Here is a 14,556-nt window from a genome sequence, read left to right as displayed (position 1 = left end):
AAAAGCAAAATTTTTTTAACGTGCAATATTTTATTTTGCGCAGTAGAACTAGGATTTATTATTTTAAATGCTTATGGAACAAAGTGGTTAATAACAGCTATTAGTGAAAAAAGTTACGGACTATTTTGGAAGTCTATAGTAATTATTGTATTTAAGAATGCTATGTGGTGGGTATATGCACCTATTTCAACATATCTTTGCGATTTTGCCTCCAAAGGAACTATTCGTGATGTGAAGACAAATTTTTGCGAGCATATTTTAAATTTACCTATGAAATATCATGATTCAACTGCAAAGGGAGAACTTATTTCAGCAGTTACAAATGATACAGCATGCCTTGAATTAATATACGACTGGAGTTTTTTTCAGGTGCTTCATTCAGCAGTAGGTGGTATTGGAGGAATTGCTGTAATGGCAGCTATGGATTGGCGTTTTGCTATTATTGTAATTTTAATTGGAAGTATTTCTGTATTTACAGCTTCTTACTTTAGTAAAAAACTTGAAAAGGTAGGAACAGCTTTGCAGGATAGACTTGCTAAGACTAGTACAGATGCATATGAACTTGTAAAAGCAGCTAAAACAATTAGAGTTCTTAATTTATATGAGGTTAAAACTAAAAACTTTAATGAAGTTACAAAGCTTGAAGCTGATTTAAAGCTTAAAAGTGGTAAAATATTGTCTAAAATGAATGCTATTAGTGCAGCAATCAGTTCTATATCTTATATAGCAATTCTCTTTATTGGAGCACTATTTATATATTTTAAGCTTTCAGATTGGGGAACAATAATTGCTTTAATAGGATTAAAAGATGCAACTGATATGTTGTTTTTAGAGTGTGGACAGCATATGGCTGGTATGCAGACAAATGTTGCGGGAGTGAAGCGTTTATTTCAAATAACAAACACTCCAAAAGAAAAAATATTAAGAGAAATGTCATATGCAATTAATAAAATAAATAATCCTGTTGTAGTTAAAGATGTTAGTTTTTCATATGATACAGGTGCAGCTGTGCTAGATAAATTTAATATGAATATTGAAAATAACAAATTAACAGCAGTGGTTGGAGAAAGCGGCTGCGGCAAGAGCACGTTAATGAAACTTATGTTGGGACTTTATGAGCCTGAAGCTGGAAGTATTATTTTTAATGGAAGTGAGAAGACTACCCTTAAAAATATACGAAGTAAAACCTCTTATGTTCCTCAAGATGCTATGTTATTTAGAGGAAGTGTTTATGATAACATTGCTTTCGGAAATGAGAGTGCAGCTAAGGAAGAAATTATAAATGCTGCAAAGCTTGCAGGAGCGCATAAGTTTATTTGTAATTTAGAAAATGGCTATGATACTATGCTTTTGGATGATGGAAAAAGTTTATCTGGAGGGCAGAAGCAGAGAATTGCAATTGCAAGAGCACTGGCTAAAAATGCAGAAATACTGTTACTTGATGAAATCACTTCTTCACTTGATAAAGACACAGAAGAGCAGGTTTTAGGGACTGTAAAAAACATCAGTAAAACTAAAGCAGTTATGTTTATAACTCATAGAAAAGATGTTATAAAGTGGGCAGAAAGGGTTGTGGAAATGAAATAATAGTATATTGACATTATATATATTAAATTATATAATTTAATTAAACATATAAGAATACTATATAAAAGCTTATCTAGAGTGGTGGAGGGACTGGCCCTGTGAAACCCGACAACCGGCAAGAATGTACGGTGTCAATTCCTGCAAAGTAAATTTGGGAGATAAGAAAATAGTAATATGCAATATAAATATGATATTTTATTGTTATTAAGCTGTTTTCTGTTTAAGGAAAACAGCTTTTTATATGTTAAAAAATATTTGAGGTGATTACTTTGAACAGTAAAGATAGAAATTATGTTGTGGAAAAACAAAAATTACTTATTGGAAAAGAGATACAAGGAGATAAAATTTTAGACATTGGAGGCGGGGGAGAAGGTGTAATTGGAGTTTGCTATGGCAAAAGAGTAACGGCTATAGACAAAAGGCAGGAAGAATTGGATGAGGCTCCAGAAGGTCCAGTTAAAATAGTTATGGATGCATCAAATTTAACTTTTCAAAATGATAAATTTGATGCAGCAACGTCATTTTTTACAATGATGTTTATTGATAAAGCTGACCATAAAAAAGTATTTAATGAGGTTTATAGAGTACTTAAAAGTGGAGCGGAGTTTGTATTGTGGGATGCTGTAATGCCCAAAATGGATAGTAGTAAAAATGATATATTTATTATTGAACTTGAGGTAAATACGCCAAATAAATTAATTGAAACCTCTTATGGTGTTTTGAAAAAGGATTATGAGCAGGATTTAACCTACTTTAAAAAATTGGGGATAAAAGCAGGGTTTGAAGTTGTGAAGGCAGAAGATTATGGGAAGACTTTTAAGGTAGTCTTTAGAAAGTAAATTTATAATTAGGTTTAGGCATCTTAAAAAAATAGCAAGTGCAATTTTGAAATATTTTTTTTAGATGGCTTAGTATTATGTGGTATAATATGGATAAGAAATATTTCATAAAAAATTATAAAACAAAATTGTTTGATAATAATATAAATATAATTTGATTTATAAGGTGATATGTATGATTAAAGAAATAGATGAAAAGAAAAAAATACTTGATAGTAAAAGACCATTTAATGATACTTGTGTTAAAAATTTAAAACAGTATTTTGATGTGGAGTTTACGTACAATTCAAATGCCATAGAGGGAAACACTCTTACAATTACAGAAACCAAAGTAATTTTGGAAGATGGTATTACTATTGGAAAAGGTAAAACTCTTAAGGAGCATCTTGAAGTTATTAATCACAAAGAAGCTATTGATTATATTGAAGATATAGTAAATAAAAATATAGATATTAATCAGAATGTTATAAAAAATCTGCATTATATTATTCTTAAAAGTATAAATAATGAAAATGCAGGGAAATATAGAAACGTTAATGTACTTATAAGCGGTAGTAATCATAGACCTCCAGAACATTTTCTAGTTCCACAGCAAATGGAAGAATTAATTACATGGTATGCCAAGAATAAAAATAAGATACATCCTATAGAGCTTGCAGCTGAATTTCATCATAAATTTACATTTATACATCCTTTTATAGACGGAAATGGTAGATGTGGTAGGCTACTTATGAATTTAATTCTTATGAGGAATGGATATCCAATGACTGTAATAAGGATGGAAGACAGAAATGAATATATGGCGGCGCTTGAAAAAGCTAGTATGAAAAATAAATTAGATGATTTTATAAAAATTATAGAAGAAGCAGTAAATAGAAGTTTAGATATGTATTTATATATAATTTCATAAAAAATTCAATAATTGAACTAGTATATATAGTGAAATGTTTGTTATAAGCTATAGATATTGATAAAAGTTCTTAGCATGATAATTTTTATGCCTAAGAGCTTTTTTTATTACATTTTTGTAATAAACAATTTATGCTACAGTAATAAACAAGAATTATTATATAGATGTACAACTTGGAACATTGAAATTACACATGCCAAATGCATCATTTTAAACCATAATTTGTAGAACAGAGTACAGATGACGGAGTACAGTGAAGGATGATTTAAATTTCCAAGTGGTTTATTTTAAATATAGGGGGATTGAAAATGGAAATACTTCAAATTAAAAATTTATGTAAAACATACGGAAAAGGAAATACAAGGGTAGAAGCTTTAAAAAATATAAATTTAACTATAAATGAAGGAGAATTTGCAGCAGTAGTAGGACCAAGTGGTTCTGGAAAAAGTACTTTCCTTCACATTGTTGGCGGTGTTGAAAAGGCAACCTCTGGTGAAGTTATTGTAGATGGTACAGTGATAAATAAGTTAAATGAAAAACAACTTTCAATAATGAGAAGAAGAAAAATAGGCTTTGTATTTCAATTTTATAATTTGCTTCCTGTTTTGACAGCTGAGGAAAATATAGTTATGCCACTTTTACTTGATGGAAAAGAAATAGATAAAAATTATCTTGAAGAAATAATGGGTATTCTAGATATAAAGGATAGAAGAAACCATTTACCATCACAGCTTTCTGGTGGTCAGCAGCAGAGGGTATCGATTGGACGGGCACTTGCAAATAAACCAGCAATAATATTAGCAGACGAGCCTACTGGAAATCTTGATTCTAAAAACAGTAAAGAAATAATTGAACTTTTAAGATATTCTGCTAAAAAATATAATCAAACACTTATAGTTATAACTCATGATTTATCTATTGCAAGGCTTGCAGATAGGGTAATAAGTATAGAAGATGGAGAGATAAAGTCAAATGAGGTGGTCTCAAGATGAAAAAATACTCTGAAATCACTTTGAAATATCTAAAGGCAAATAAAAAGAGAACTTTCCTTACGGTAATTGGAATAATTCTTTCTGTAGCTTTGTTTACTGGAATAGGGACAATTTTATTTAGTTACAGGGCTTCTCAGATAGAAGATGCAAAACAATCGCTTGGAAATTATGAATTTAAGTACGATAACATATCAAGCAGTAATGTAGAAAAAATGATAAACAATGCTGAAGTACTCAATTTTGGTATTGAAGAGAGATGGGAGAAGGCGGAAGTAAAAGTCCAAAATGAAAATTTAAATTTAGAAGTAAGAGCATATGATAAAAACAGTTTTAAAAATATAATGAATAGATGCTTTGAAATAAAGAAGGGCAGATTTCCTAAAAAGGAAAATGAAATTATGTTGGATATGGGAACTTCTTATCAGCTTAAGGATAAAAAAATAGGTGATAGCATAACTATAAGTTTACAGAATAATGAAACAAAAAATTATAAAATAGTTGGAACATATGAGTATAATTCACTTGCTCCAGCAAGGGCGATTACTTTCATAAATTTTAATAACAAGGATACTTCTAAATTTAATGTTTTTGTAAATTTAAAAGAGAAAAGAAATAAAGAAAAAGTAGCAAATAGAATTGCAAAGGAAAGTGGTTTAAAAAGCTCACAACTTCAAATTGAATACAATGATGTGATTTTAAGATCCTATTTACAAAGTCCTAATGAGCTTAGAAATGATTTTATAGTTAAGATTATAGTATTTTTAATAAGCATAATAGTAGTGTCTAGTGCTGCACTTATATATAATTCTTTTAATATATCTGTTATGGAGAGAATAAAGCATTTTGGAATTTTAAGATCTATAGGTGCAACTCCAAAGCAAATAAAAAGTATGGTTATTAGGGAAGCTGCCTATATGTGCCTTGTTGGTATACCTATTGGCTGCCTTGCAGGTTATTTAGGGATATATCTTACGGTAAAGCTTATGGGAAAATTATCATTTATTGGTTCTTCAAATTTTAAAATAGGTGTTTATCCAGTTGTATTTATTATTAGTGCCGTTCTTTCTGTATTTACAATACTTTTATCAGCTTTTAATCCAGTAAGAAGGGCTGGAAGGATAAGTCCTATGGATGCACTAAAAAATACAATTGGAATAAAAAATAAAAAATTAAAAAAGAGAAATAGCAAAATAATAAAGCTTTTATTTGGAAATGAGGGAGAGCTTGCTTATAAAAATATAAAAAGACTTCCAGGAAGGTTTTGGGTTACTGTATTTTCTCTTGTAATTTCAATAATTATGTTTATTGTATTTACTACCTTTGCTAGTTTTGTAAAGCAGATGGATAATGATAGTAAAAAAATAACACCGTATGACAGCATACTATTTAAGAATAATGCTAAAGGTGGTTTAAGTACGGAAGATTATGAACAAATAAAAAAATCATCAGGTGTAAAAAAAGTATATAAACTTTCCGATGCTGAAAATGGAATTTATATTGCAAGTGATAAATTGAACGTAAATTTTTATAAAAAAACGAGCCTAAGTGAAAATAAACCGCAGTACAAAAATTTTACAGAAACAAGTATAGATATTAGTTTATATGATGACAATGCCTTGGAACTGGCTAAAAAATATATTTCGTCTGGAGAAATCAATAAGGACAAACTAAACAATAATGGAGTATTAATTGTTAATAAAAATAAAATTCAAACTTCAGATAGAAAAGAAAATAAAAAGGTTTTTGAAAATTATTCAACTTATAAGGTTGGAGATAAAATAGTAATTCCTAAAATGAAAAATTATTTGCTCAAAGACAGTGAAAATGCAGCGGAGGATGCTGATAAAGAGCAGCGAAAATCAATAGATAATAAAGAGTTTGTTACATTAACAGTAGTTGGAATACTTAATGTAGATCCAATAAATAATAATAATGATGGATATCCTATTGAAGGAATGAATTTTATATTTACAGAAGATATGTATAAAAAATTAAATGGCAAAATTGATTATGACGGATTTGGAATTGTATTTAATGATAAAACATCAAGAGATAAATTGTATAAGTCTTTTGAAGATAAGGCAGCCGAAGTCGGTGGATATTATACAGATTTTTATAAAATAGCGGAAGATAATAAAAAAAGTAACTTTGAAATGGAAGTATTTGTTTATGGTTTTATATCAATCATAACACTTATTTCTGCTGTAAATATAATAAATACCGTAAGTATAAACATTATTTTAAGAAAAGCGGAATTTGCAATGCTCATGGCAATTGGCATGACAAAAGAGCAGCTTACGAAAATGGTGCTTCTTGAAGGAACACTTCATGGAATTATTGCAGCTGTACTTGGAACCTTTATAGGCGGAGCTCTGGATTTCATTTTAATAAAAATAATTTCTGGAAGTGAGTTTAGAGATTTTAATCTTAAGCTGCCTATAGTAGCTATAGTGGGTGAAGTTATAGCTGCGATAATAATAACATTAATAGCCTCAGCTATTCCTCTTCGAAAATTAAAAAATATGAATGTAGTGGAAAATTTAAATCAAGAATGATAAGATTAAAGATATAGTACCTGAAAAATGGAAATTATAAATACCAAGTTCATACTGACAAATTAGAATTTGAAACAGAGTACAGATGACAGAGTACAGAGTACAGTGAATGATGATTTACCTTTCGCTATGCTTAGGTAAATCTTAAATTTAATATTGTCAGCTTCGCTGAGCACCATATATTGTGCAATTGCGTAAGCAATAAAAAATAAGTTTTTAGATTTTTCGTAGCGCTAGAGGAGAAAAATCATCATTCACTGTACTCTGTACTCTGTACTTTGTACTCTGATTGTGGGGTAATATGAATAAAATTTTATTAGTTGAAGATGATATGGCAATTACTATAGGAGTCGAATATGCCTTGAAAAAAGAGGGGTTTTCTATAAAAGCTGCAAAAAATATAAAAGAAGCTAAGGAAAGTTTAAAAAAAGAAGTTTTTGATTTAATGCTTCTTGATGTACTTCTTCCAGATGGAAATGGATACGATTTATGCAAAGAAATAAGGGAAGAAGATAATAATTTACCTATAATATTTATGACTGCCTGCGATGAAGAGGTAAATGTTGTGCTTGGGCTTGATATAGGTGGAGATGATTATATTGTAAAGCCTGTTAGAATAAAAGAACTTGTTTCTAGAATAAATGCAATTTTACGTAGAAATAAAATAATAAAAAAAGAAAATGTTAAAAAAATAAGGACAGGCAATATATTAATAGAACCTCTTAAATTTAAAATATTTAGAAATGGGCAAGAAATAATTTTAACTTCTATGGAGTACAAGCTACTTTTATTGTTTGTAGAGAATAAAGGAAATGTATTAGCTAGAAATACAATACTTGAAAAGCTTTGGGATGTAGATGGAAATTTTGTGGATGAAAATACTCTTAATGTTTATATAAAAAGATTAAGGGAAAAATTAGAGGAAAATTTAAAGGAACCAGAATACATTCAAACCGTAAGAGGACTTGGCTATAGATGGAATAAAGAGGTGACAAGGCTTGAATAGTTATTTTAGAAATGAAGAAATAAAAAGTATTACTATAAAATTTTTAATTATTCAAGTGCTGATGTTTGTGTGTTTATTTATATTTTTTAATGGGAGTATGTCGGATTTAAATAAAAGATATATTTCTTCAAATAAAGTTATTGCTTCAAAAATATTAAATAAGTATCCTTACGAAAAGGAAGACATAATAAAAGTATTTACTAAAGGTGTAACTAATGCAGAAATAAAAAAGAGTCAAAGTATATTAAATGATTATGGATATACATATGAACTTGACTCTTATAAAAATCCGCTAATTGATAAGTTTGGAAGTGTGACTTTAATTAGGGGCTTTTGTATCTTAATTTTATTTATGTTTATTGTTTATTTTGTTATATTTAATACTCTGAAGGGAATGCTAAAAAAAGTTAGAGAGATTTGTAGGGCTTCGGAAGCTTTGGTAGATGGAAAGTTTGATATTAGCTTTCCTGAAGGTGGAGAAGGTGAGTTTTATGTATTAGGTCATGAATTTAATGTTATGGCTAAAAGGCTTAAAGAAAATTTGGCAAACTTAAAAAAAGATAAAATTCAATTAAAAAATATAATCTCTGATATATCACATCAATTAAAAACACCCTTGGCAGCTTTAGTTATGTATAATGACATAATGCTAAGCGATAGTGAAATGGAATTGAAAGATAGAAAAAACTTTCTTCAGAAATCCTTAGAACAACTTAATAGAATGCAGTGGCTTGTCGTAAATTTACTTAAGATGGCAAGACTTGAAGCTGGAGCAGTAGAATTTAATATTAGAAGTGAAAATTTATTGCATACTGTGCAGAATGCATTAAAGCCACTTTCGTATAAAGCAAAAGAAAAGAAACAAAATATGCTTTTAAATATAAATAAGGATACGAAGTTCAAACATGATGTTCAATGGACAGCAGAAGCTATTTCAAATATTATTAAAAATGCAATAGAGCATGCAGGCGAAGGCGGAACAATAGAAATAAGTTCAGAAGAAACACCTCTTTCGCTTCAAATAAATATAAAAGATAACGGAGAGGGTATAGACAATAAAAACTTAAATAAAATATTTGAAAGATTTTATAAAGGAGAAAATTCCACTAATCCGGAAAGTATAGGTATAGGACTTGCACTTAGTAAGAGGATTATTGAAAGTGAAGGTGGAAGCATAGTGGTAAGAAGTGAACTTGGAGTAGGTACGGAATTTAAAATAACTTTTTTAAAAACAATAATTTAAAATTAATGATAGCTAGGAATATTTAAAGTGGTTTAATGAAATGGACTGTTGCACAAAATTATTTTAGGCACAAATTTTAAAGATTGCGAACCTTTATTCAGAGTACAGTGAAGGATACTTTTTTGAATGCCATTATATGAATTTGCTGCTAAATTAAAAAATATAAAAGTTATAATTAAAGAAAATGTAAATGAAACAAATATTAGAGGAACTTTGTGTATTTTTCTATATTCACTGATAATTAATTTAATCAACAAACTATTGTACCACCCAATTAATTTTTCCTTTACCCGTTCCAGATTTAAAAGTAATGTATATTTTATAGGTTCCTTTACTTATTGGGAATTTGCTGTCATAATTTTTGCCTAATTGAATTGATTTGATTGTCTTATTTTTCGAGTTTACAATATCAAAAAATATTTTGCTGTTAGGAATTTCATTTTTAGATTTTAGATTTAATTGGCTATTGTTACTTTTAACATAAATATTAAACTCTGATTTATTATCTTTCCTTAGTTTATAATCGAACTCCATCTCATCTGCGATATTTTTATTTTTATCAATATATTCAATATTAGAATTAAAATTATCCGAAGTAATGGTATTTTTATCTTGGACATTTATAACAACAATGCCAATAATCAATATTAAACATATTATTAAAATCAATTTTTTTTTCATAGGTACCTCCAAATTTATAAATAAAATTGTTTTTAACTTAAATAATATCTTTTGATTTTTTACATTATAAAACATAATTTTCAAAAAATCAACATAAAGTGTAATAATACATTAAAAGGTCCAATAATATATTAAAATGTTTAATATATATATTAAGTAAAAAATAAAGTATTATAAAGTTAAAAATATGGAAAGTATAATAAAATAGTTAATGCATCCACTAAAATTATAGATATGAAAAATAAATTAACATCTTGTATATAAATAAAAATTTTTACAATATAAATTTGACAATTAAATAATTTTTTGATATTATGTAAAAAATGAATATTTAAAAGCCTTGAAGAGAAAGAGTAAGCCATACAAAGGTTTCTACAGAGAATTTCCATTTGGTGAGAGGAAAATGAAAATAGTTTGGTCTGAATACGTCTCTGAGCTTAGCACTGAAATATACAGTAATATTTAATGTAAGTAAGTGTCTACGGAAGCTTCAACCGTTAAAATGATAGAGTATAAACTAGCTGAACTATTTTCATCAAATTTAAGTCGTACTCGAAAAGATTAATATTGTGAGATATTGGTAAATTAAGGTGGTACCGCGGGAAATTATAACTCTCGTCCTTGTGAAATTCATGAGGATGGGAGTTTTTTGTTTTGTAAATTATAGGGATACAACACCTAGGATAAGCTTATTCTTACAAATTACAATTTTTAGAGCAGAGTACAAAGTACAGAGTACAAAGAAGGATGATTTGCCTTTCGCGTTGCTTAGGTAAATCTTAAACTTAAATGTCCTCAGCTTCGCTGAGCGCCATCTATGGCGCAATTGCGCAGCAATAAAAAAATAAGTTTTCAGATTTTTCGCAGTGCTAACGGAGAAAAATCGTCCTTCATTGTACTTTGTACTCTGTACTTTGTACTTTGGCTTCTCCTCGATAAATTGTAATTTCTATATTTAAACAGGTATATATTTTATAAAAAGGGTGGTAATAAAAATGATAAATATTGAAGAACAAATTAAAATTATTAGTAAAGGTGCAGATGAAATAATTAACATTGATGATTTGGTAGAAAAGTTAAAAAGGTCACAGGAAAAAAATCAACCGCTTGTAGTGAAGTTAGGACTGGATCCAAGTGCACCAGATATCCATATAGGGCATGCAGTGGTTTTAAGGAAGATAAAGCAGCTTCAAGATATGGGGCATAAGGCAGTAATTATTATAGGCGATTTTACAGGTATGATTGGAGATCCAACTGGAAAGTCAAAAACGAGAAAACAGCTTACTAGAGAACAAGTAATTGAAAATGCTAAAACTTATGAAAAGCAAATTTTTAAGATACTTGATAGAAACAAAACTGAGTTGAAATTTAATAGTGAATGGCTTTCAAAGTTAAATTTTGCAGAGGTAATTGAACTTGCATCAAAATACACGGTTACAAGAATGCTCGAAAGGGAAGATTTTAAAAATAGGTTTAAAAACCATGTAAGTATAGGAATTCATGAGTTTTTTTACCCATTAATGCAGGCTTACGATTCTGTAGCAATTAAAGCGGATATTGAACTTGGAGGAACTGATCAAAAGTTTAATGTACTAATGGGGAGAATGCTCCAAAGGGAATACAAACAGGAAAGCCAAGTTGTAATGTTCATGCCTATACTTGAAGGTATAGATGGTGTGGAAAAAATGAGTAAAAGCTTAGGAAATTACATTGGAATAAATGAAGATGCAAATATTATGTATGAAAAGGTAATGAAAATACCAGATAATCTTATAATAAAATATTTTGAACTTGCAACTGATGTTCATCCAGATGAAATTGAGAAAATAAAATGTAGGCTTGAAAGTGAAGGGGTAAATCCTAGAGATGTGAAAATGGAGCTTGCAAGAGAAATAGTTAAGTTGTACCATGACGATGAAAGTGCAGTTTTGGCAGAAGAACATTTTAAAACTATATTCCAAAAAAATCAAATACCAAATGACATTAAGGAAATAAAAGCAGAGGCTTATGAGAATATAATAGATATAATTGTAAAAGCAGAACTTATAGCATCAAAAAGTGAGGTTAGAAGACTTATAAAACAGGGTGGAGTAAAGCTAAATGGAAGAGTGGTGGAAGACTTCCATTTAACTTTAAAAAGTAGTGACATAATTAAGGTTGGTAAAGCTAAGTTTGTTAAGATACTTTAAATTTTTCAGCTGTTATGCTTATTTTTTCAGCAAGCTCAGAATTTTTTTGCGCTTGCTTTGCAACTTGTTCTATAGCAAAGCTTGTTTCAGTTACACTTCCGAAAATTTCCTCGGAACTTGAGGCAGAGTTTTCGGAAGTTGACGAAATAGACATTATTGAGGTATGCACTTCCGAAATAGTATTGGCAATTGTATTTGAAGAAGATGAAATTTTCTCAGATATTTTATTTACAAACTCAGCATCTTTTTCATATTGCTCTCCTGCGATTTTTAGCATTTCGTAATCTGGTTTAACTTTTGAATTTATAAATTCTAATATGTCATTAGTGTTATTTATTAAATTTCTAGTTGCACTAATTACTTCTGTCACATTTGATTTGATTTTTTTTACTGCATCAGATGATTGCTCTGCTAATTGCTTAACCTCATCTGCAACTACAGCAAAGCCTTTACCAGCTTCGCCAGCTCTAGTAGCTTCAATAGAAGCATTAAGTGCCAATAAATTTGTTTGTTCGGAAATTTCGTTGATAGTTTCTGCCATATTTGAAATTTCATTAACAATTTGTATGTCTTCGATGGCTTTTTTTATTTTAATTTCTTTTTCATTACATAAGTTTACAGCATCTATGGAAGCATCATTAGTTTTAGTTTTTATTTTAATTGCCCTTTGCATAATTTCGTTTGCAGTTTTATGACTTTCTTTTGCTTCGGAACTAAGGTTAGAAGTTAAGTTTTTAATTATTTCAGTAGAAGTAGTGGCTTCTTTCGAAGTGAAGCTAAGATTTTCACTTCCATTAGAAATTGCTTCAGTAGCTTCTTTTATATTAATTGTTGCAGCAGAAACTTCTTCCATAGTAGCGGTTAGCTCTTCACTAGATGCAGTCATATCTTGCATACCAGTTATAATTTTGGAAACAAGTTCTTTCATATTTTTAGATGAAAAATTTAAAGATTTCTCCATAATACCAAGTTCATCTTCAGCGGTTATAGTAAGTTCTTGTGTTAAATCTCCATTAGATAAGTTTTTGGCGAAGTTTACAACAGTGTTAATTCTTTTCTTTAACCAAATTGCCATAAAGTCACCCAATAATGCAGTACATAGTGCTCCAATTAGAATAACTATAATTTGAAGAATAAAAGAAGAAGTATAAATGGCAGAGCTTGAAGTTGAAAGATTTTTAGCATTGTTAACATTATCTTGTATAAGGTTGTTCATAGCATCATCCATAGCTGTTTTTGTACTTAAATATTCTTTATTATATATATCATTAGCTTGTTCATAATTATTATTTTTTATAGCAGTAAATATTTTTGATCGAATATTTCTGAATTTCTCTAAATTAGCTTTTAACATATTATAATGCAAGTGTTCAGCTTTACCTCTATGTAATAATTTTTCATATGCAGCGAAAAGAGAATTGTTTTTTTGGGATAAGGTTGCTAAATCATTTTGAGAATTATAAAAAGTAGTTCTAAAATTGCTGTTAATTATATGTTCCATATCGGACAGTCCTAAATTAATATTATTTTCTGCCGAGTACAATTTCTCTAAGGATATTATAGAATCGTTGTATAGGAGTTTTGTATTATTGTTAATTTTGTTCATATTAACTATACCGATGATTCCTACTATTATTAAAAATAAAGTACTTATTGTACTTAGTATAACTAATTTTTGTGAAATTCTTATTTGCTTTAACATTAAAACACCTCGTATATAATTATAATTTTTTATAATTATATAGCAATAAACGACATTAGTAAACAAAAATATATTTTATGGTACAATATGTAATAGGAAATAAAAAACAAAACGTAAGAAAAATGACAATAAAAAAACAATACGCTTTAAGGAAGTTTTGTAAAAAATAATAAAAAAATTTTGTGTTTATGATATAATTAGGGTATACTTATTTTTATGGGGGAGGGGGATAAATTGAATAGTATTCCTATAAAAGACATGAATAGTACTCAATTAAAAAAGTACATAAAAAATACGAAAGAACTAATAGAGGCACAGTTAGAAGAATATATAAAGTTAAACAATGAAAAGCTTATTAATAATGAACAGATAAATAATTTGAGACAGAGAGCATATAATATAAATGAAATTTATGAATATGTAACTTGGGCAAATAATAAAATGTATATTAATAAGAATATAACTTCAAATTTACATACAATACCTAAACGTGGTGAAATTTGGACTTGTCAACTTGGAAAAAATATAGGCTCTGAAGAAAATAAAATTAGACCTGTAGTTATTATTCAAAATAATACAGGTAATGAAAAAGGGCCAACAACAATAATTGCACCAATATCTAACAGGCGGAAAAAAATAGCTGCTCATATTGAAATAAGAGAAAGCGATTATGAGCTTGTAAAAGGTGAAGAAAATAAAATAACAGGCACAGTTTTATGCGAACAAATAAAAGTGGTATCTAAGGCTAGACTAGGGAGACACATTGCTACATTAGATAAGGAATTTGTAAATAAAATATTAAACTTAAAGTTAAAGTTATCTTTGGATGTTTAATTTGTTATTTAAAGTCGT

Annotated in this window: 11 protein-coding genes, 1 riboswitch and 1 other annotated feature; of the genes, 9 read left to right on the top strand and 2 right to left on the bottom strand. The window is 28.7% G+C overall.

Features of this window, described 5'->3' with window-relative positions; all coding sequences use genetic code 11:
* Positions 1–9: 9 nt before the first annotated feature.
* The 7 genes from CUEA01_RS25215 to CUEA01_RS19870 all read left to right on the top strand — a co-directional run bounded on the left by CUEA01_RS25215 (position 10) and on the right by CUEA01_RS19870 (position 9,132).
* The gene (locus tag CUEA01_RS25215) at positions 10–1,587 is read left to right on the top strand and encodes an ABC transporter ATP-binding protein (RefSeq protein WP_329604032.1); all 1,578 of its coding nucleotides are present in this window, start codon (positions 10–12) and stop codon (positions 1,585–1,587) included.
* Between the two features lie 66 nt (positions 1,588–1,653).
* A riboswitch (SAM riboswitch) is annotated at positions 1,654–1,752 on the top strand.
* A gap of 104 nt (positions 1,753–1,856) precedes the next feature.
* Positions 1,857–2,426 (top strand): class I SAM-dependent methyltransferase, encoded by a 570-nt coding sequence (locus CUEA01_RS19895; protein ID WP_234123671.1) that lies wholly within the window; start codon positions 1,857–1,859, stop codon positions 2,424–2,426.
* Positions 2,427–2,601: 175 nt separating this feature from the next.
* Complete coding sequence (locus tag CUEA01_RS19890) at positions 2,602–3,336, top strand: Fic family protein (RefSeq protein ID WP_234123670.1); 735 nt, start codon at positions 2,602–2,604, stop codon at positions 3,334–3,336.
* A gap of 308 nt (positions 3,337–3,644) precedes the next feature.
* A complete protein-coding gene (locus CUEA01_RS19885; RefSeq protein WP_234123669.1) occupies positions 3,645–4,328 on the top strand; it encodes an ABC transporter ATP-binding protein in 684 nt (227 codons plus the stop codon).
* The gene (locus CUEA01_RS19880) at positions 4,325–6,883 is read left to right on the top strand and encodes an ABC transporter permease (protein WP_234123668.1); all 2,559 of its coding nucleotides are present in this window, start codon (positions 4,325–4,327) and stop codon (positions 6,881–6,883) included. The genes CUEA01_RS19885 and CUEA01_RS19880 overlap by 4 nt, the downstream gene beginning before the upstream one ends.
* A 301-nt stretch (positions 6,884–7,184) precedes the next feature.
* Entirely contained in the window at positions 7,185–7,889 is a 705-nt protein-coding gene (locus CUEA01_RS19875; RefSeq protein ID WP_234123667.1) for a response regulator transcription factor, read from the top strand.
* Entirely contained in the window at positions 7,882–9,132 is a 1,251-nt protein-coding gene (locus CUEA01_RS19870; protein ID WP_234123666.1) for a HAMP domain-containing sensor histidine kinase, read from the top strand. Before CUEA01_RS19875 ends, CUEA01_RS19870 begins: the two co-directional genes overlap by 8 nt.
* A gap of 258 nt (positions 9,133–9,390) precedes the next feature.
* Here CUEA01_RS19870 and CUEA01_RS19865 read toward each other — a convergent pair whose 3' ends face one another.
* Positions 9,391–9,813 (bottom strand): hypothetical protein, encoded by a 423-nt coding sequence (locus CUEA01_RS19865; RefSeq protein ID WP_234123665.1) that lies wholly within the window; start codon positions 9,811–9,813, stop codon positions 9,391–9,393.
* A 331-nt stretch (positions 9,814–10,144) separates the two neighbouring features.
* Positions 10,145–10,439 (top strand) — a binding site (T-box leader).
* 369 nt (positions 10,440–10,808) lie between these two features.
* Here CUEA01_RS19865 and tyrS point away from each other — a divergent pair.
* Positions 10,809–12,002: a tyrosine--tRNA ligase gene (gene tyrS / locus CUEA01_RS19860; RefSeq protein ID WP_234123664.1), complete on the top strand. Its 1,194-nt coding sequence runs from the start codon at positions 10,809–10,811 to the stop codon at positions 12,000–12,002.
* On the opposite strand, the gene CUEA01_RS19855 is transcribed toward tyrS, so the two are convergent.
* Positions 11,989–13,704 carry a methyl-accepting chemotaxis protein gene (locus tag CUEA01_RS19855; RefSeq protein WP_234123663.1) on the bottom strand — a complete coding sequence of 572 codons (1,716 nt, stop codon included), beginning with the start codon at positions 13,702–13,704 and terminating at the stop codon, positions 11,989–11,991. The genes tyrS and CUEA01_RS19855 overlap by 14 nt on opposite strands.
* Before the next feature lie 258 nt (positions 13,705–13,962).
* Here CUEA01_RS19855 and CUEA01_RS19850 point away from each other — a divergent pair, with 258 nt between their 5' ends.
* The gene (locus tag CUEA01_RS19850) at positions 13,963–14,538 is read left to right on the top strand and encodes a type II toxin-antitoxin system PemK/MazF family toxin (RefSeq protein ID WP_234124752.1); all 576 of its coding nucleotides are present in this window, start codon (positions 13,963–13,965) and stop codon (positions 14,536–14,538) included.
* Positions 14,539–14,556 lie beyond the last annotated feature (18 nt).

Source organism: Clostridium hydrogenum (assembly GCF_021432385.1).
Lineage (GTDB): Bacteria > Bacillota > Clostridia > Clostridiales > Clostridiaceae > Clostridium_S > Clostridium_S hydrogenum.
Note: the sequence above shows the minus strand (reverse complement) of the source record. Positions and strands in the feature narration are given on the sequence as shown.

Bases quoted from the DNA above. Each gene is read 5' to 3' on its own strand.
- CUEA01_RS19890 (WP_234123670.1), top strand. From the start codon at position 2,602: ATGATTAAAGAAATAGATGAAAAGAAAAAAATACTTGATAGTAAAAGA.
- CUEA01_RS19885 (WP_234123669.1), top strand. From the start codon at position 3,645: ATGGAAATACTTCAAATTAAAAATTTATGTAAAACATACGGAAAAGGA.
- CUEA01_RS19880 (WP_234123668.1), top strand. From the start codon at position 4,325: ATGAAAAAATACTCTGAAATCACTTTGAAATATCTAAAGGCAAATAAA.
- CUEA01_RS19875 (WP_234123667.1), top strand. From the start codon at position 7,185: ATGAATAAAATTTTATTAGTTGAAGATGATATGGCAATTACTATAGGA.
- CUEA01_RS19865 (WP_234123665.1), bottom strand. From the start codon at position 9,813: ATGAAAAAAAAATTGATTTTAATAATATGTTTAATATTGATTATTGGC.
- tyrS (WP_234123664.1), top strand. From the start codon at position 10,809: ATGATAAATATTGAAGAACAAATTAAAATTATTAGTAAAGGTGCAGAT.
- CUEA01_RS19855 (WP_234123663.1), bottom strand. From the start codon at position 13,704: ATGTTAAAGCAAATAAGAATTTCACAAAAATTAGTTATACTAAGTACA.
- CUEA01_RS19850 (WP_234124752.1), top strand. From the start codon at position 13,963: ATGAATAGTACTCAATTAAAAAAGTACATAAAAAATACGAAAGAACTA.